This window comes from Vasconcelosia minhoensis LEGE 07310 (assembly GCF_015207255.1).
GTDB classification, from domain to species: Bacteria; Cyanobacteriota; Cyanobacteriia; order Phormidesmidales; family Phormidesmidaceae; genus Vasconcelosia; species Vasconcelosia minhoensis.
In genome coordinates this window covers 1-16747 of sequence record NZ_JADEXG010000028.1, presented here as the reverse complement: position 1 = coordinate 16747, position 16747 = coordinate 1, and the positions used below count along the sequence as shown (strand labels likewise).

The window sequence follows — 16747 nt, the reverse complement described above, 5'->3', positions numbered from 1 at the left end:
CTTTCCCGGCCGTCCTTCAGACCCAACTGTGGGCTCTAAGCCTACGGTACCACTGACGACGAAGCTTCCCACTGCAAAGCCAGCTCGGCCTGCAAAAAATCAACAAACTGCCGGGCGCTGCGGCCTGAACGGCCGTTGTGACGGGTGGCCCACTGACGCGCCCGATGGTCGAGATCAGTCGGCTCTAGCCTAATCCCGGCCTGTTTTGCTAGATGCCTGACAATGGTTAAGTAGGTCGGCTGGTCTGCCGGTTCAAAGGTCAAGGTCAGACCAAAGCGATCGCTAAAGGACAGCTTTTCCTGTAACGTATCCCACGCTTGAAGTTCTTCAGCCTGACCCGGCGACGGGCGTTCGTCAAAAAATTCGCGCACCAGGTGCCGCCGGTTGGAGGTGGCATAGACCACCACGTTCTGAGGCCGTGCTGTGACGCTACCCTCCAGCACCCGCTTTAAGGCCTTGAACGCCTCATCATCGGATTCAAAGGACAGGTCGTCTACAAAGATAATGAACTTTTGCGGCGCGGCGCGTAGCCGTTCGACAATCAGCGGCAAATCCCGCATCTGCTCTGGGGCCACCTCAATCAGCCGCAGTCCCTGGCTGCCGTACTCGTTCAGCAGTGCCTTAACCAGCGAGGACTTGCCCGAGCCGCGACTGCCGTAGAGCAGCATGTGCAGCGCCGCATAGCCTGCCAGCAAAAACCGCGTATTCTGAATCAGCTGCTGCTTCGGCCTGTCATAGCCCGCCAGCTGATCGAGCCGGATCGGATCCGCGTGAGGGATGCCGATCAGCTCGCCCTGCTGCCAGCGCAGGGCTTTGAACTGAGCCAGCAGGCCCGTACCCTGAGCGCGGTAATAGTCCATCAGCTCATCCAAGCCCTCTCGCCAGTCGGGCAGGTCAGGAAATGTGACGGGCAGGTCTGCGGTTGGTACTGTCCAGGCCGGGAGATGAGATCGCGCGCCCCCCATCTCTACCCACTGCGCCACCTGCTGCGGCTCACAGCTATAGAGGGTTTGCAGAATCTGCAAATCGTGTCGGGCCGCCTCGACCAGCGCCTGGTTTGGATTCGTCAGCTGGCTCGTCAACGGATTTTCAGCCTGCAAAATACGATTAACCAGGTGCTGCTGCCAGCTCTGCTGTCCCGCCGCTAGCGCCTGAAACCAGTCCCCGTAAGCGCTGAGGATGTCGGCTGCGGAACCTTGCGTTAAAGCGGCCAGTAGCTGTAAAAAGGCCTGACCGATTCGATCCGCTAATACTGCCTGGTAAAGTAGGAGGGAAGCGGCCTGCTGGCGGTAGGATGAGATAGCTGCGATCGCGTCTTGACCCAGTCCGATCTTCCTTTGCTTTAGTTCACCCATTTTCCGCCCGTTCCAACCTGATAGCCCTCCTAGCCTACCAGCCTTACGCCTATGCCTATCCTCATCACTCTCGCTTACGGTCTGCTGGCTGTGATTGGCGGCGTTCTCGGCTACACCAAGGCGGGCAGCAAGATTTCCTTAATTTCCGGCATCGTCAGTGGCTTGCTGCTGATTGCCGGCGCGGTCCTCTATAGCGGTGGCAATCCGGTAGGACTTTTACTCGCGCAAATTGTCACCCTAGTGCTGGTGATTGTGTTTATCATTCGTCTGGTCAAAACCCGCAAGTTTATGCCCGCTGGCCTGATGGTGATTGCTGGCGTGATTACGCTGATTGCCCTATTCTCAGCTGGAGCTCCCCTCCCTTCGACATAGGCCCAGCAAAGGTGACCGTCGCCGATCGGTTTCTTCACAATAGAAGCAGCCGTCCTTGTCCCCAGCGATGACCTCCCGCCCAGCGACATCTTTTTCAAGCAAGCGTGATTAATTTTACTGGCCAACCTATGAGCGATTTGGATTAATCTGTTGGTTTCGCCACCGGGTTGCATTACTGTCCATTTCCTTGATAAAGCCATCTTTACCGTCCATGTATTTCTCTATACTGTGTCTATGCTGCTTTGCTAATTTACGCTTGAGCTCGCTGTACTTGTGAGCATCTAGAGGATGGGCGATCATATAGTCTCGGAAGGTCAGGTGGCGCTCTACCTGCGCTGAACCCACTTCGAAAATGTGAAGATGATGCGTTCTATCACCATCTGGGTTGTCTTTGCGAAAATAACGGCGACCGGGAATGCCAAACTCACCCATAGCAGCATAGCCCAGCGACTCTAAAGCTGAGCTGTTATGGTCTATTTTCTGAAGATCCTGAGCTTCTGCCAGCAGATCGATAATTGGCTTGGCATAGATACCCGGAATCGCCGTACTGCCGATATGGTGAATGGCGACAACGCTATCACCTAAAGCGTCAGCGATGCTTTTTGACTCGGTCTCAAACGATTCTCGCCACTTTAGATTGTAGGGAACAACTTCTACTTTATCAGTTTGATGGATGAAGTCCATTGCATGAGCCAATCGTGGGGTCGGTTCGTTCAGGATCATAGCTATAGCATATATAATAGCTTTGGCTGTGCTCAAGCGCCCCTAAATTACCCACCCTGGGGTCTTTGAAATAAGTCTTTAGCTATCCCAAAATTCCTATGTAGATTTTGTGTTTTGGTACGCATTTATTCATACTCATACAAGGGAGCTTTATTAGCCTATGGCAGCTATACTGCTTGATCTCAGCCCCGTCATTTGCCTGAGCGACGATCAGTTCTATGACCTATGTGCAAAAAATCCAGAACTCAGGCTTGAGCGCAGCGCCACTGGAGAACTCGCCATAATGTCCCCAACGGGTGGTGAAACCGGCAAGCGAAATTCTGACATCAATTTAGAACTGGCCCTCTGGAACCGCCAGGCTAAGCTAGGCGTCGTTTTTGATTCTTCCACGGGGTTTAAGCTGCCCAACGGAGCCGAGCGCTCCCCCGACGCTGCCTGGATTCCTCAAGCCAAATGGGAGGGCCTCAGCCCGGAGCAGCGCAGACGGTTTTTGCCGCTTTGCCCGGATTTTGTTGTTGAACTGATGTCACCCAGCGATACCTGGGAAGACCTTTTGAACAAAATGACCGAATATCAAGCAAACGGAGCTCGGCTAGGATGGCTAATTGACCCCGAAAATAAGCGAGTTGCCATTTTTCGTCTAGGCAAGCCGATTGAACTATTAGAAAATCTATCTGTAATATACGGTGAAAATGTTTTGCCCGGCTTCTCGCTGACCATCGGCAACATTTGGTAAGCAAAAATCTCTACTTGCATGCATTTAGCAAAGCACTGAGATCTGTCGTAACTCTCCAGGGATTACGTCCTCGCAACGGAGCAGCTAAAACAGCTTCATAAGGATTTCTACCAGTTTTACGCACGGCAGAAATCGCTGCTTTGTTAGAAAGCCCCCTTCCAGCTACAAGCCAAGCTGTCAAAACGTGACCTGTGCGACCCATTCCACCGGAACAATGAACAACTACTTTCTCTTGACACCGGTCCGCAAGTCTTAAAAACGGCAGAATCTGCTGAGTACAGGCTTGAATTGTGACAAGGTGAAAATCCTTCACTGGTGACCAACATATTTGGTTGATTCCAAATGTCTTTCGGTAAAGATAGAGCAAACCAGAGTATCTGCTGAGTTGAGATTCAGTGAGCAAACAGCAGACGCGCTGAATATTCTGGGCTTGCATAAATTCAATCCACAAGTTGACCTGTTCGTTTGTATATCCCGGTCGGCTAGACCCAAACACAATGGACTCATTTTCTGAGGCTGGAGCAAACTTATACATATTGAGTTTACAAAGTCAAATTTCCAGGCCGATTTGCGTTCAGTGAGCTGTCAACCCTATAAGCCATTGTTTCAAAGGATATTCATTAAAACATTGGCATTTTTGTTTATGGCTTTTACTGTTCTACCCTGTTTGGATAGCCGATCAGGTTGCACAACTTGTAGACAATGCGAGCGCCGACGTTGCCGTCCCAGTCGCTATTGCCGACTTCGCAGAGGTCAAAGCCAATAATTTGGCGATCGCGCTTCACCACTTCTCGAAATAAACAAAATGCTTCCTCCAGCTCCAGCCCGCCGGGGACGGGGGTGCCTGTACCGGGGCAAAGTTTGGGATCCAGACCATCGACATCACAGCTGATGTAGACCTGCTGGGGCAGGTCGGACACAATTTGCTGACAGAGCTGGAGCCAGGGGGTACCTGCGTATCGGGCCTGCTTCAGGTGGCTGTCGAAGTGAGTGACGACCCGTCCGTTTGCAGCCGCGATCGCGTCTATCTCCACCTGTGAAACATCGCGAATGCCGACCTGGACCAGCTTGGAAATCTGGGGAATTTCTAGCGCATTGTGCATGATGGAGGCGTGAGAAAAGCGAAAGCCCTGGTAGCGATCGCGCAGGTCGCAGTGGGCGTCGATGTGGAGAATGCCAAACTCCGGGTACTGCTCGGCCAGAGCCTGCAAACAGCCCAGAGGAACGCTGTGGTCGCCGCCGATGACCGCGACTGTTTTACCCTGCTTGAGCGCCGCCCGGGTCTGCTGGCGCAGCCAGTCGTTCAGCCGCTGGCCGCCCTGGTTGACTTCGGCTAGGGCATCTGCCGGGGTGGGCTGACCGCTTTCCAGAGCTTGAATGACGGTGGCGGCCCGCGATCGCAGCGCCAGATTCTGCTGCCCGATCCAGTCCGGCACCGGCGGCATATAGATGCCCTGCTTCCAGCCGTCGGGATGGTCTAAATCGTAGAAGTCGAGCTGGGGCGAGGCTTGCAGCACCGACTGCGGCCCCTGGGCGGTACCCGAGTGGAAGGAGACCGTCACCTCCCAGGGCACCCCGAAGACAACAATATCCGCCGTGTCATAGTCGAACGGGAAGCCAAAGATATTGCCATTCTCTAGCCCGACCTGACTGGGATCGAAGGTTTTGAGAATAGTCGCTTTATCTGGCCCTTTACTGGGCACTTTGTTGGACATTGAGCATCGTTTGAATGAACGTGGGCAGGCAAAAGGCGGCCTGATGGATGCCACTGTTGTAGTACTGAAGGTCGTGCTGGGCCGAAAACTCAGCCGCTGTCACCGGGTCAAAGTCCTGCAGCGGATGCGTGCCGTCTTTGGAGCAGTAGGTGAAGCTCCACATGCCGGTGGGGTAGGTTTGGATAAAGGCCAAGTAGCAATGGACGCTGTCGGGTTGAAAAATTCCCTTGAGGCAGTGGTTCAGGTCTACGAAAGCCTCTTGGTTAAAGCGGGGTGACTCGCTCTGGGCAGTCATTACACCGCCGGGTCGCAGGCAGCGGTAGACATCTTTATAAAAAGACGGGTTAAACAGCCCTTCCGACGGCCCTACCGGGTCAGAGGAATCGACTACCACCATGTCAAAGCTCTCGTCGGCAGCCTCCCTAACATAGTCAATGCCATCGGCAATCTTCAGCTCTAGCTTAGGGTCGTCCAGCGATGACGAAAGAGACGGTAAAAACTGCCGCGAAGCCCGCACCACCACTTCATCGATTTCTACCATGGTCACCTTTTCCACCTGGGGATGGCGCAAAATTTCGCGCACGCTGCCGCCGTCGCCACCGCCAATCACCAGCACCTCTCGAACACCGGGATTGGTCAGCAGCGGCACGTGGATGATCATCTCGTGGTAGGCTTTCTCGTCTTTTTCGCTACACATCACCATCTTGTCAACGGTGAGCATTTTGCCGTACTTAAAGGTGTCGAAGATCTCAACCAGCTGGTAAGGCGATCTTTCTTGAAAAATGCGATCGCCCTTATGCCGAATTGAGAGGGCAATGTTTTCGTTTTTGTCCGTAAACCAAACGCTGCGGCTGATTTTAGGCGGCATCAGCTTCTGCGTCGCCTGGTCGCGCAGGTCGCCCAGGTCGATGTCGGATTTTTCCAGCAGCTCCAGCTGGCCGCGATTCAGCTCAATCGCCGAGCCGTGTTCCGCCTGGAAGGCAGCCTTGAGGCTTTCGTAAGATACCCAGGGGCTAACCGAATAGCCGCAGGTAAACAGGTCCACCGCCGCATAGCGATATTCAGGCCAGGTATGAATAGCCAGATGGCTTTCCTGAATCACCACCACGCCAGACACGCCAAACGGTGAAAAATGATGAAAGACTGAGCTAATAATCGTCGCCCCCGCTTCCTTAGCGGCGTCGAGCATACTGCTCTCGATCCGGGGAACATCGTTTAGAATTTCGGCAGAGCAACCGTGAAACTCAACTAGTATGTGGCGTCCAAGCGATTTCATGGCAAATCAGGGTAGGTTTAACGGTTCAGGATAGGTCTTTAAAGTCTAACGATTAAGGGGGCGGCTCAGGGGCACCGAGGACTCAGTTAATGGAGTTACAGACAAACGCCCTTCAGTGTACTCCCCCTGGTGAGCGATCTCGGCTCCAGCGCTACCGGGCTGAAAGAACCGCCGTCTGGTCGGGAAGCCTGGACTCGGGTACGGTATAACAGTCGAACCGGTAGAGGGCGATTCCATGACCGAAGCTCCAGCTGTCGAAACCACTCAGCTGATTGTCGAAACGACTCAGCTGACCAAGCAGTTCGACGACCAGAATGCTGTCGCCGCAGTGAACTTGCAGATTTCGCCAGGCGAAATTTACGGGCTGATTGGCCCTAACGGCGCGGGTAAGACCACCCTGATCCGAATGCTGGCCACCATCGACGAGCCCACCGCTGGCGAAATCCACATTGGCGGACAGCGGCTGATTCGCGACCAGGCCAATCCCAGCATCAAGCAGCAGATCGGCTTTTTGCCCGATGACTTTCCGCTCTACGACGACCTGACGGTATGGGACTACCTCGACTACTTCGCCCGCCTCTACTACCTGAAGGAGCCTACGCTTACCCAGCGTATTCAAGAAGTCATTGAGCTAGTCAGTTTAGAAGATAAGCAGCGTAGCCCTATTCGTCAGCTTTCTCGGGGCATGAAACAGCGCCTCAGCCTAGCGCGTACCGTCATCCACCGGCCTACCCTACTGCTGCTGGACGAACCCGTCTCAGGCCTCGATCCAATTGCCCGCATTCAGTATCGCCAGACCATTAAGGCACTCCAGCGGCAGGGCATGACGATTTTAATTTCATCCCATATCCTCAGCGATCTGGAGGACTTCTGCACCGCTATTGGGATTATGGAGCAGGGACGCCTGGTCGAAAGTTCGCAGCTGCGAGCGCTCTATGGCCGCGATAGCCAGCGGCGGATTATTACCGCCAGCCTAGGCGAGGCCGCAGCTTTGCAGACGGCGGTCCAGGCGTTTGACGGAGTCCAGGTTTGCGAAGTCCTGCCCGACCAAAAAATAGGCTTTGCCTTTGCCGGAACAGATGTGGAGCTGGCGGAGGTGCTGCGATCGCTGATCCAGTCCGGTCACGCGATTACCGAGTTTCACCAGACGCAGGAGACGCTGGAGGATATCTTTATCAAATTGGGTTATCAGAAGACGGCGTAGGGAGTAATGGGGTGATCGGGTAATGGGGTAAAGGGGTGAACGAGTAACTGGGTTATTTTGGTGACGATTTTCGGTGTTAACAGTTATTTATAGATAGCCGATGACTTCTACCTGGATTAATCAACTGGGCGACTGGAATCCGCAGCTGCTGCGGGAATGTCGAGGGCGGCTGAAACCCCGCAGCTTGATAGCGGCGGTTGGGCTGTCGCTGCTGGTGCAGGGCCTAATCTGGCTGATCTGCCATGAGAATGCGCGGACACCACCCCTGGGAGAGATTGATTATGAGAAACAGTGGTATCTGATCTGGAACGCCCTAACCTGGACGCTGCCCTATGTGCTGTTTACCAGCGGCACCTTTTTTATCATCATTGACCTGATGCAGGAGCAGAAGCGCGGCACGCTGAGCTTTGTTCGCTCCAGTCCGCGCCCCAGTCAGGAAATTCTTTTGGGCAAGCTGCTAGGGGTGCCGCTGCTGGCCTATCTCAGCATATTAGTAGCCGTACCGCTGCATGGGGCCGCCGCGATCGCGTCTGGCCAGATATCGCCGCTGCTGCTACTGAGCTACTACCTGATGCTGGCTGCCGGAGCTGTCCTCTTCTTTAGTCTGGCCATGCTGGTGGGCTTACAGGGCGGTAGCTCGGGTGTAGTAGGGCCACAGTCGCTATCGGCCTTTGTGTTTGCTGGGCTGACGCTGACGACACTGGTGCCGATGTTTATGCTCTGGAATCAGCTGGTGACCTGGCAGCCGCTGCTACCGCAGCGGCCAGAATGGGACGTGAATAGCGTGGTGGAATGGAGCTATTTGCCGATCAATCAAAATTGGCTCCTGTCGCACGGCTTTACTCTGATCAACGTGGGGCTATTCACAGCACTCTGCTGGCGGGTGCTCAGACGGCGCTTTCGGCAACCCAGCGCCAGCCTGCTGAGCAAGCGCCAGAGCTATGCGCTGGTTGCCTATCTAGAAATTTTAGGACTGGGCTTTTTTCTATCTAGCCAAGTTTCTGTCAGCAGTGCAACCAGCGGCGCGATCGCGATGTACCTGCTCAGTGCCGTCTTTATCCTAGTGCTGACTTTTGCCCTCTCCCCCTCGCGACAGGCGCTGGCCGACTGGGTGCGCTACCGAATGGGCCGCTCGGGCTGGCAGCCGCTAATCTGGGCCGATAAAAGCCCAGCCGTTCTAGCCATCGGGATTAACTGCCTGGTCGCGATCGCGCTCATCGTCCCCTGGTTTATCTTGCTCAGCGAGCCCGCCGACCGAGCTGGGGCCGCAGTCATTGCCCTGATATCTGCAATCTCAACCACCAGCGCACTGCTGATCTACGCTGCCCTAACCCAGCGCATCTTTGCCGCTAAATTGCGCAATCCGCAAATCTGGGCGGCTGTCACTGTCCTGGTAATCGCCTTTATTCCCGCCATCGTCCTCGGCATTTTGCAGCTCAACCCCGACCGCGTTCCAGCCTCTCAGTTCGCCTGGACCCTATTTGGCTATCCCTACTTAGGCGATGCCGACGTCATCGGCTTTGCAATCGCAGCCATCCTACTCCAGTGGCTCATCTTAGGCCTGCTCCTAACCGGCCTCACCCGCCACCTGAGACAGCTTGCCAGCCCCAGCTAAGAACCCACCGATCGCACTCCCCCACTCCCCCACTCCCCTACTCCCTAGCCAGCCAAATTAAACCGCTGGAGCTTAGCCTCCAAAAGCTTAGGCAGCTCCTTGCGAATTTCCGACTTATTCTTGAAGCTGAACCGACTACGGGTCGGCAGATCAAAGGGAAACTGGCCGGGCAGGTCGCTGCGTTCCATCTGGGCCAGGACAATCTGCTCGGGACGCTTGGCCTGTAGAGCGTAGCCCATCTCCACGCAGACTTTAGGGTTAGGAATCAGCTGGGGCGGGCTGGCATCAAAGCCCATAATCGGCGTACCATCGGCGATGTAGACCAGGGAGCGGCGAATCCGGCGCATCAGGGCGCTGCTGAGTCGGACCGGTCCCTGACTCAGGCGGTGGGACTCGACCAGCTCCAGCGGCAGGCGCGATCGCCCATTAAATTTTTCAATAAATGCCTCTAGTTCTTCCCGCAGTAGCTCGCTGGAATCGGCAAACTCGGTTTGGTAAGACAGAAAAATCGTCGGTTCCAGGTTCGCCAGCGAATCTTGCTTGGCAAAGTAAATCTCATGGCTGATCAGGTCGATATTCGCGATCGCGTAGGTGCCGCTGCCTTCGATATAAAACTCGACCCGGTCGCCTTCCAGGTAGCGCTGAAACCAGTCAGCCTGCTTCACCTCCTCAACGTCTTCTAAAAAGTCAGCCCGCAGCGCCGACTTGAGCAGGCTATTTTTAGCCAAGCGGAGATCGTGAGGCCGATCTGCCAACTCGCGAATAGGTTCATATTCCTGAAGGTACCAAGCCTTCAGCGCAATAATAGCCATACCTGCCTCGCCTCATCGGTACTACCAGGGGCTCAGCTGAAAGGCTGGCGATTCCTGATTTTTACGTGATTTTAGCCCATGGTGGGTCTTGTTTTATCAGTATACCAGTACTACTCAGCGCCGCAAAACGCTTTATGTGCGAATCGTAACCTACCATCCCACCCATCCCTAACTCCATCACCTCTCCGCGTAGGCTTGGAAACCAAGCCCCTACCCATCCACCCGATCACTCCTAACGCCTACGGCCACGCTTCGCGAACACCCCATCACTCTCTACCCACTACCCACTACCCGCTACCCCCCCTCCCCCCTCTACCCTAAAATTGATCCAACCTACAGGATCAAACTATGCCGGGTGCAGTCGCCGCCGGTCATCCTCAAACTGCCGCCGCCGGGGCTGAGATGCTGCGGCTGGGGGGCAATGCCTTCGACGCCGCGATCGCGGCTGTCCTCACGGCCTGCGTCACCGAGTCGGCCCTGACGTCGCTGGGCGGCGGTGGCTTTCTGCTGGCCCATACGCCGCAGGAGGATCTCCTATTCGACTTTTTTACCCAAACCCCGGGCCAGCAAACGACGGCACAGCCGCCGGATTTCTATCCGATTGATGCCAATTTTGGCAATACGGTGCAGGAGTTTCACGTTGGGCTAGGCGCGATCGCAGTACCCGGATTACCGGCAGGATTGGCCCACGTGCATCGGCGACTGGGACGGCTGCCGCTGGCCGCGATCGCGGCTCCGGCGATTCACTGGGCCAGAACCGGCGTCACCGTCGATGCTTTTCAGAGCTACTGCTATCAAATTCTTGACGCTATTTTGACGGCCAATCCGGCGGCTCGGGAAATCTATGCGCCCAGTGGGAAGCGGCTAAAAAAGGGCGATCGGCTGCGGATGCCAGCACTGGCCGATACGCTGGAAATGCTGGTCAAAGTCGGGTTTGAAGAATTTTATCGAGGCGCTATCGGCCATCAGCTGGTGCAGGACTGTCAGGTCAAGGGCGGCTATCTTACCCAGGCTGACCTGCAAAACTATCGCGTAATCGAGCGGCAGCCGCTCAGGCTGACCTACCGCAATCGGACGCTGCTGACCAATCCGCCCCCCAGCTCTGGCGGGGCGCTGATTGCCTTTTGCCTAAACCTGCTCAGCAAATTTGATTTATCTCAGCTTACGCGCGGCAGTCCGGCTCACCTGAAGCTGCTCAGTCAGGCCATGAAAATGACCAATGAGGCCCGCCGCGACGGCTACGATGCCAGGCTGTACGAGGCTGATGTAGCTGAACGTTTCCTGGCCGATGGGCATGTCGAGCCCTATCGGCAGGCGTTAGCTGAAGCGGTCAATAAGTGGGGCAGCACCACCCATATCAGCGTCATCGACAGCGAGGGCAATGCCGCCAGCGTCACAACATCCAATGGCGAAGGTTCGTCCTATGTCATCCCTGGCACTCAGATTATGGCCAACAATATGCTGGGCGAGGAGGATTTGAATCCCCAGGGCTTTCACCAATGGCAACCCAACCAGCGGATATCTTCGATGATGGCTCCGACGATGCTGCTGCAATCCGGCCAGCCCCAGCTCGTCCTGGGTTCCGGCGGCTCCAACCGAATCCGTACGGCGATTTTGCAGGTCATTTCCAACCTTGTCGATTTCAACCTGCCATTAGCAGAAGCGGTCTCTGCCCCTCGGATACACTGGGAACGAGAGATTTTCAACCTGGAGCCGGGTTTTGACCGGGTTGCGATTGAACAATCCAATCTTCTCGGCTCCGAGCAGCCGCTCTGGTGGCCTCAGGCCAATATGTTCTTTGGCGGTGTTCACAGCGTTGGCGTCGATGCCGAGGGACAATTTCAGGCGGCTGGGGATGAGCGGCGAGATGGCGCGATCGCGATCGTCTAAACCCTATTGTCTCATGCATACTAGCGTTGAAGACAAAATAAATTTCTACGTATACACTTGTAGATACGGTCATTCTTTGCCCTTTTTCTGCTTAGAGGAGAGTCCCTAATGCGTCCTCATGTATTTCCAAGCGGTAACTCCCAGGCAGTTCGAATTCCTAAAGAATTGCAGTTTGAGCGCTCAGACATCGATTACGAAATTGAACGCCGAGGCGATAGCTTGATTATTCGACCTGTAGGTGAACCTCTAACACATGCTTTAAATAAATTTGCAGCTTTTTCAGATGACTTTATGACCGAAGGGCGACCAGATCAGGGAACTCAGGAGCGAGAAACTCTGTGAAATATATGCTCGATATTAAAGCCATGCTAAGAGCTTGAACCTAACGGTAGTGACTAACAATCTTGAAGGCTTTCAGATTTATTCCAACGTCGCTTTAGAAAACTGGTTAGAGGATAGCTAAGCTGGCTTACACCTGCCTATTTTGAACCTCGAAGTTCATTATTTTGATTCTCTCGAGCTAAAAACACAACTTTCTCTAAACTATTATGGTACAGTCGCTTCCTAAATTTATTAGCCTCGACACCTTTCTGACCTCTGCTGAAATCGGCGATCGCTGCGAATTAATCGATGGCGAGGCCATTCCTAAGATGTCTCCAAAGCGGTTTCATGCTAAAACCCAAAAAGCACTGCTGAAGCTACTCGATGGCTGGGCAGAGGAGCGAGGCCATTTTTATCCTGAGTGGTCGGTGGTGCTCACGCGTCAGGGAGAGCCCTGGGTGCCTATTCCCGATCTGATGTTTGTTTCCTATGATCGCCTTCCTCGAGACTGGGACGAGGATGCCCCTTCGCCGGTGCCGCCGGATTTGGCTATCGAAGTGGTTTCGCCTGATCAGAGTTTTGGCACCATGGCTGCCAAAGCCGCAGACTATCTCGCCGCCGGGGTTACCAGAGTGTGGATTGTCGATCCAAGGGCCAAAAGCATTACCGTTTTTTTACCCGATGCTTCGCCCCAGACCTTTATGGAAAGTCAGGTGATCGAAGATGCCTACCTGGAGGGGTTGCGTTTAACCGTAGCTGAGGTGTTCAATAGCGTTTGAAATGCTGACCTAACCACTGCTGTATCTGCTGACGGATCTCTTCATCAGGAGCATTCTCCAAGGCAATGTCGAAATCTGCTTTTGCTTTCTGAGGCAGCTTCGACATCCAATGGGCAATGGCGCTATGGTATCTTAGCTTGTAGTCTTTGGGCGAGATCGCTAATCCCCGGTTAGCATAGGAAAGAGCTGCTTTCAGTTGGTTTGATGAGTAGGCTGAGTGACAGAGGATTCGGTAAATTCGGATCTGGGCTTCGGCTGAAGGGTTAGAGTTGAGTAAGTTTTGTCCGGCTTGAATGGCTTTGCGGTAGGCCCGGCGGGAAGAAAGCATCGCGACCTGAAAAATCTTTACCCGCTCATCCTCAGGGGCGAGCCGATAAATTTTTCGGCTTACCTGCCTAGCTTCGCGCATCTCGCTGTGCTGTATCAAAAAATAGGCCAGCTCTAGCTGGGGCTGTAGCTGATTCGGATGTTCGGCCGCGTTTGCCTCCAGCATTTCCCATTCGTCTAAGGTAGAGGCGTTGCGATCCAGCCGCCAGCGAATTGCCCTACGGCTGTGATACAGCTGCCACAGCCCCCATAGCAGCCCCACGTGGCCTATTAACGTGATCGTTGCATAGGGCTGAACGTCGAAGTTGTAGATTTGAACCCAGTCTCCCCCCCTTATACTTAAAGACAACAGCGGATAGCCGATTAGGGCATAAATCAGCTCAACAAGGGCGAAAAAGTAAAGCAGTTCTCCAACAATCCGCTTGCGCACAAGGGGAATAAACGGAATGGCGACGAGCCCCAACAGAATAGAGACCAAATTGCCACTGAAAGCAATCCACCACTGCTCGACCGGGCTAAAACTTCCCGACGGGATGATGTATCCCCAATAAAATCGCCATTGGAAAGCGATAACGGTTCCGCCCACCTGCCAGGTCGCCAGACAGTGCCCAATCTCATGCAGCAGCACCCCAATCGGAACCAAAGCAAATATCGCCAACCGCTGGGCCAGCTGCTGGTCCTCCGGCGTTACCGGGTCATCCCAGAACTTTGACCAGTTTTGGGATAGCTGCCAGAGGGTTTGGACGCAGATTAAGCCCGCGATCAGAGCAGTCAGGTCGGAAAAGTCGGTCATTGCAGAACTCAGTAGAGGCAATACGCTGGCAGCATGGCAGCGTAAATATGCCCCTATCTTAGCCTTCAGCGTTTGGGCTATCCCTTCCCTTTTTCGTCGGGCCGATCAGGCTCGGCAGGGCAACAGCGGTGACGGTACCAGCGCTAGAGTAGAATGTTGTTTTTGGCAGGCGTCTCTATGCAACTCATCGGTATGCTTGATTCCCCCTATGTTCGCCGCGTAGCGATTTCCCTAAAGCGGCTGGGCATTCCCTTTAAGCATCGTTCCCTGTCTGTCTTCCAAAATTTCGACGATTTTAGCCAGACCAATCCCCTCGTTAAAGCGCCTACTCTGGTCTGTGATGACGGTACGGTGCTGCTAGACTCCACGCTGATCCTGGAATACATCGAGACAATGGCTGGACCAGATAAGAGCTTGATGCCGAGCGGCAATCCCCAGCATCAGCAGTCTCTGCGGCTGATTGGCCTGGCGCTGGGGGCCTGTGAAAAAACGGTTCAAATTGTCTATGAGCGCACCCTGCGCCCGGCTGAAAAGCAGTATCAGCCCTGGCTAGACCGGGTGAATGGCCAGCTCGTGGCCGCCTACGATCTGCTGGAGCAGTCTGCCGCCCAGAGATCGCCCTGGTTGGTGACAACGGAGCTGATGCAGCCCGATATTACCGTCTGCGTCGCCTGGCGATTTACCCAGCTGATGCTGCCTGAGGTGATTGAGAAAGCGACCTATCCAGCCCTGGCCGAGTTTTCTAACGACGCCGAGCGGCTGCCGGAATTTGTTGCAACTCCTTTGGAATAGCGTTTGAGTCCAGGGCAAGCGTAGGAATAGAAATTGTATAACTTCCATGCCTACCAATTCTCGGAGCGCCCTCACCCCAGCCCTCTCCCAAGCTTGGGAGAGGGAGCCTAGAATCCCTAGTATGTCGAGCCTTCAAGCAACGTTGATGACTGAAACGAGTCAATCAGCTGCTGACCTCAAACACCCTAAGGAACATCCTCATACTGAGGCCCCACTCTTCGAGAAGAGCAAGCTCTACAGTCCCCCAATTCTGGGGAAAGCAGCATCATGGCCAACTCATCTGAAGAGCGCCTGGCTCGAATTGAAGCCTTAGTCGAGTCTAACGCTCGCTCAATTCAGGCAATGGGCGAAACGCTAGGCAGTGAAATTGCAGACCTGATTCGGGTACAGCGTGAGGCGGAATCAGACAGAGCCGAGCTGAGGGCAGCCACCTTGAGAATTGCCAATCTTTTAAGCGCCCTGGATCAGGATCGGCCAACCATTCTGCAGCGGCTCAGTTCAATTGAAAACAAGATAGATCGGCTACTTGAGGAATGACTCGGGCGTTTTTGCGAGCGGCCAATTTTAGGCTATCCCCTCAGGGCAGCCAAAACTGCGTCAGAGGATCGGTAACGGTACGCACTGCCCGATTGAGCTGCCGGGCGGCTTGAATGTGTGGTTCATCTGGGGTGACGGCTTTGATAGCTGCTTTTTGACCGACCTGGAGATAGTCAATCACCTGATTTGCGGCTTCTAAACCGGTTACGAAGGCTTTTTCCTGCGACCAGGAACCGTGCCGGTTAGCAATCCAGTCGCCGCTCATGAACAGGTTGAGGAAGCTGGTGGTAACAGTCGGTAAATAGCGGTAGCTGCCGGGGGCAAAGTGGCTGACCGCCTGCGGTAAGCGAATCACGCTATGGTCTATCACTTTAGCCTCGGCAAAAGCGGGTAGGCAGCCTGCCAGATCCTGTTGCACCTGAGCAACAACTTCTGCATCATCCAGCGGCAGCAGCTGATTGGCATGGTAAAAATCGGCCTCGATCACGCTGCCGGGTTCATTGCGATACTCGTCATGCAGCGCGTTGAGGTCAAAGAACGTCCAGCCGGTGGTGGGGTGGAAGCCAAAGCAGGCATTGGACGGCAGCAGCACATCTATCTTGCGATCGCACCACAGCCGCGTCGCCAAAACATCCACCGCGCCGAGGTTGCTGAAGTTGCGAAACTCCTCTCGCTGACGCAGGCTGGGGCTGCCCGCAACAATCTTCTTCATGCCGGTAATGCCCACGGAAAACATAACAGCATCAGCGGCAAACGCCTCATCGCCACAGATCACCGCCGTCACTGCGCCGTTAGAATTCGCCTGGACATCGCTCACCCGGCGATTCGCCAGAATTCGTCCGCCCAGCTGCTCAATCTTTTTTACCCAGGGGCGAAAGATCATTTCGCCGACGGTGCCGCGACACCAGCGCACGTCAAAGTCGGGCTGGTGGGCCAGGATAAAGTAGTAGAGCATGCCCAAAGCCGCCGCCGCTGAACATTGCTCACCCGGCGCGAACAGGCCCACTAGCAGCATCGGCTCGAAGGACTCTTTGTAGAGCCGTTCCGAGACACCAAACTGCTTGAATAGCTCCCGTGCCGTGACGCCGTCGTAGCGCCGCCAGGCGTCGTCGGAATTGTCAAAGTCAACAACGGCGTAGAGCAGCGGCAGGGCAGACAGGCGATCGCGCAGCGGCAGCCGTTTGAACCGGGTATAGATAAAGGTGCCCAAGGGGGTCGGCAGGTAGGGCATTTCCTGAAATAGGGGCGACTCGACCTCTAGCCCGGCGGGAGAATATTGGGCCGAGCGAGTAAAGGGGGTGAAGGGCTGGAGCCCCAGCTCATCAACCAGGCCAAAAATGTTGTGGTAGGGATACCAAAAGCCATGGATGCCCGCTTCGACGGCTCGACCCGCCGCCGTTTGCCAGCCCGCGACCAGGCCGCCGGGGTGGGCACCGGCCTCCAGCAGGGTTACGTCATAGCCCTGCTTCGTCAGGTGGTAGGTCGCCCCCAGCCCGGCCC

The 16747-nt window shown here is 54.9% G+C and carries 17 protein-coding genes; 9 read left to right on the top strand and 8 right to left on the bottom strand.

All coding sequences use genetic code 11. The features are described from left to right. Positions 1 to 41 precede the first annotated feature (41 nt). Positions 42 to 1355 (bottom strand): ATP-binding protein, encoded by a 1314-nt coding sequence (locus tag IQ241_RS13065; RefSeq protein WP_193907832.1) that lies wholly within the window; start codon positions 1353 to 1355, stop codon positions 42 to 44. A gap of 51 nt (positions 1356 to 1406) precedes the next feature. Here IQ241_RS13065 and IQ241_RS13060 point away from each other — a divergent pair, with 51 nt between their 5' ends. Next, complete coding sequence (locus IQ241_RS13060) at positions 1407 to 1727, top strand: TMEM14 family protein (protein WP_193907830.1); 321 nt, start codon at positions 1407 to 1409, stop codon at positions 1725 to 1727. Positions 1728 to 1853: 126 nt separating this feature from the next. On the opposite strand, the gene IQ241_RS13055 is transcribed toward IQ241_RS13060, so the two are convergent. Beyond that, positions 1854 to 2411 carry a GrpB family protein gene (locus tag IQ241_RS13055; protein ID WP_193907903.1) on the bottom strand — a complete coding sequence of 186 codons (558 nt, stop codon included), beginning with the start codon at positions 2409 to 2411 and terminating at the stop codon, positions 1854 to 1856. A gap of 199 nt (positions 2412 to 2610) precedes the next feature. Between IQ241_RS13055 and IQ241_RS13050 the strand changes: the two genes are divergently transcribed. Continuing rightward, positions 2611 to 3186, top strand: coding sequence for a Uma2 family endonuclease (locus IQ241_RS13050; protein ID WP_193907828.1), 576 nt, complete (start codon positions 2611 to 2613; stop codon positions 3184 to 3186). A gap of 10 nt (positions 3187 to 3196) precedes the next feature. On the opposite strand, the gene IQ241_RS13045 is transcribed toward IQ241_RS13050, so the two are convergent. From IQ241_RS13045 to speE, 3 genes are all read right to left on the bottom strand, one after another. Beyond that, positions 3197 to 3721, bottom strand: coding sequence for a protein-tyrosine phosphatase family protein (locus tag IQ241_RS13045; RefSeq protein ID WP_193907826.1), 525 nt, complete (start codon positions 3719 to 3721; stop codon positions 3197 to 3199). Positions 3722 to 3836: 115 nt separating this feature from the next. Then, a complete protein-coding gene (locus IQ241_RS13040; RefSeq protein WP_193907824.1) occupies positions 3837 to 4901 on the bottom strand; it encodes an agmatinase family protein in 1065 nt (354 codons plus the stop codon). Next, positions 4879 to 6177: a polyamine aminopropyltransferase gene (speE, locus tag IQ241_RS13035; protein ID WP_193907822.1), complete on the bottom strand. Its 1299-nt coding sequence runs from the start codon at positions 6175 to 6177 to the stop codon at positions 4879 to 4881. The genes IQ241_RS13040 and speE overlap by 23 nt, the downstream gene beginning before the upstream one ends. 235 nt (positions 6178 to 6412) lie before the next feature. On the opposite strand from speE, the gene IQ241_RS13030 reads away from it, so the two are divergent. Together IQ241_RS13030 and IQ241_RS13025 are read left to right on the top strand one after the other, a co-directional pair. Further along, on the top strand, positions 6413 to 7381 hold the full coding sequence (locus IQ241_RS13030) for an ABC transporter ATP-binding protein (RefSeq protein WP_193907820.1): 969 nt from the start codon (positions 6413 to 6415) through the stop codon (positions 7379 to 7381). Positions 7382 to 7481: 100 nt separating this feature from the next. Continuing rightward, a complete protein-coding gene (locus IQ241_RS13025; protein ID WP_193907818.1) occupies positions 7482 to 8996 on the top strand; it encodes a hypothetical protein in 1515 nt (504 codons plus the stop codon). 44 nt (positions 8997 to 9040) lie between these two features. Here the strand turns inward: IQ241_RS13025 and IQ241_RS13020 are convergent, their stop codons facing one another. After that, positions 9041 to 9808, bottom strand: a complete 768-nt coding sequence (locus IQ241_RS13020) for a hypothetical protein (RefSeq protein WP_193907816.1) — start codon at positions 9806 to 9808, stop codon at positions 9041 to 9043. A 348-nt stretch (positions 9809 to 10156) separates the two neighbouring features. On the opposite strand from IQ241_RS13020, the gene ggt reads away from it, so the two are divergent. The 3 genes from ggt to IQ241_RS13005 all read left to right on the top strand — a co-directional run bounded on the left by ggt (position 10157) and on the right by IQ241_RS13005 (position 12798). Continuing rightward, positions 10157 to 11698 carry a gamma-glutamyltransferase gene (gene ggt, locus IQ241_RS13015; protein WP_193907814.1) on the top strand — a complete coding sequence of 514 codons (1542 nt, stop codon included), beginning with the start codon at positions 10157 to 10159 and terminating at the stop codon, positions 11696 to 11698. 108 nt (positions 11699 to 11806) lie between these two features. Beyond that, positions 11807 to 12040: a type II toxin-antitoxin system VapB family antitoxin gene (gene vapB, locus IQ241_RS13010; RefSeq protein ID WP_193907812.1), complete on the top strand. Its 234-nt coding sequence runs from the start codon at positions 11807 to 11809 to the stop codon at positions 12038 to 12040. 206 nt (positions 12041 to 12246) lie between these two features. After that, a complete protein-coding gene (locus tag IQ241_RS13005; protein ID WP_193907810.1) occupies positions 12247 to 12798 on the top strand; it encodes a Uma2 family endonuclease in 552 nt (183 codons plus the stop codon). Here the strand turns inward: IQ241_RS13005 and IQ241_RS13000 are convergent. Continuing rightward, the gene (locus IQ241_RS13000) at positions 12785 to 13918 is read right to left on the bottom strand and encodes a M50 family metallopeptidase (RefSeq protein WP_193907808.1); all 1134 of its coding nucleotides are present in this window, start codon (positions 13916 to 13918) and stop codon (positions 12785 to 12787) included. The two genes, IQ241_RS13005 and IQ241_RS13000, sit on opposite strands and share 14 nt — an antisense overlap. Positions 13919 to 14095: 177 nt before the next feature. On the opposite strand from IQ241_RS13000, the gene IQ241_RS12995 reads away from it, so the two are divergent. Both IQ241_RS12995 and IQ241_RS12990 read left to right on the top strand, forming a co-directional pair. After that, positions 14096 to 14710 carry a glutathione S-transferase gene (locus IQ241_RS12995; protein ID WP_193907806.1) on the top strand — a complete coding sequence of 205 codons (615 nt, stop codon included), beginning with the start codon at positions 14096 to 14098 and terminating at the stop codon, positions 14708 to 14710. Positions 14711 to 14977: 267 nt separating this feature from the next. Continuing rightward, positions 14978 to 15247 carry a hypothetical protein gene (locus IQ241_RS12990; RefSeq protein ID WP_193907804.1) on the top strand — a complete coding sequence of 90 codons (270 nt, stop codon included), beginning with the start codon at positions 14978 to 14980 and terminating at the stop codon, positions 15245 to 15247. 40 nt (positions 15248 to 15287) lie between these two features. On the opposite strand, the gene IQ241_RS12985 is transcribed toward IQ241_RS12990, so the two are convergent. Further along, the coding region (locus IQ241_RS12985) for a hydroxysqualene dehydroxylase (protein ID WP_193907801.1) at positions 15288 to 16747 on the bottom strand (1460 nt) is incomplete at its 5' end.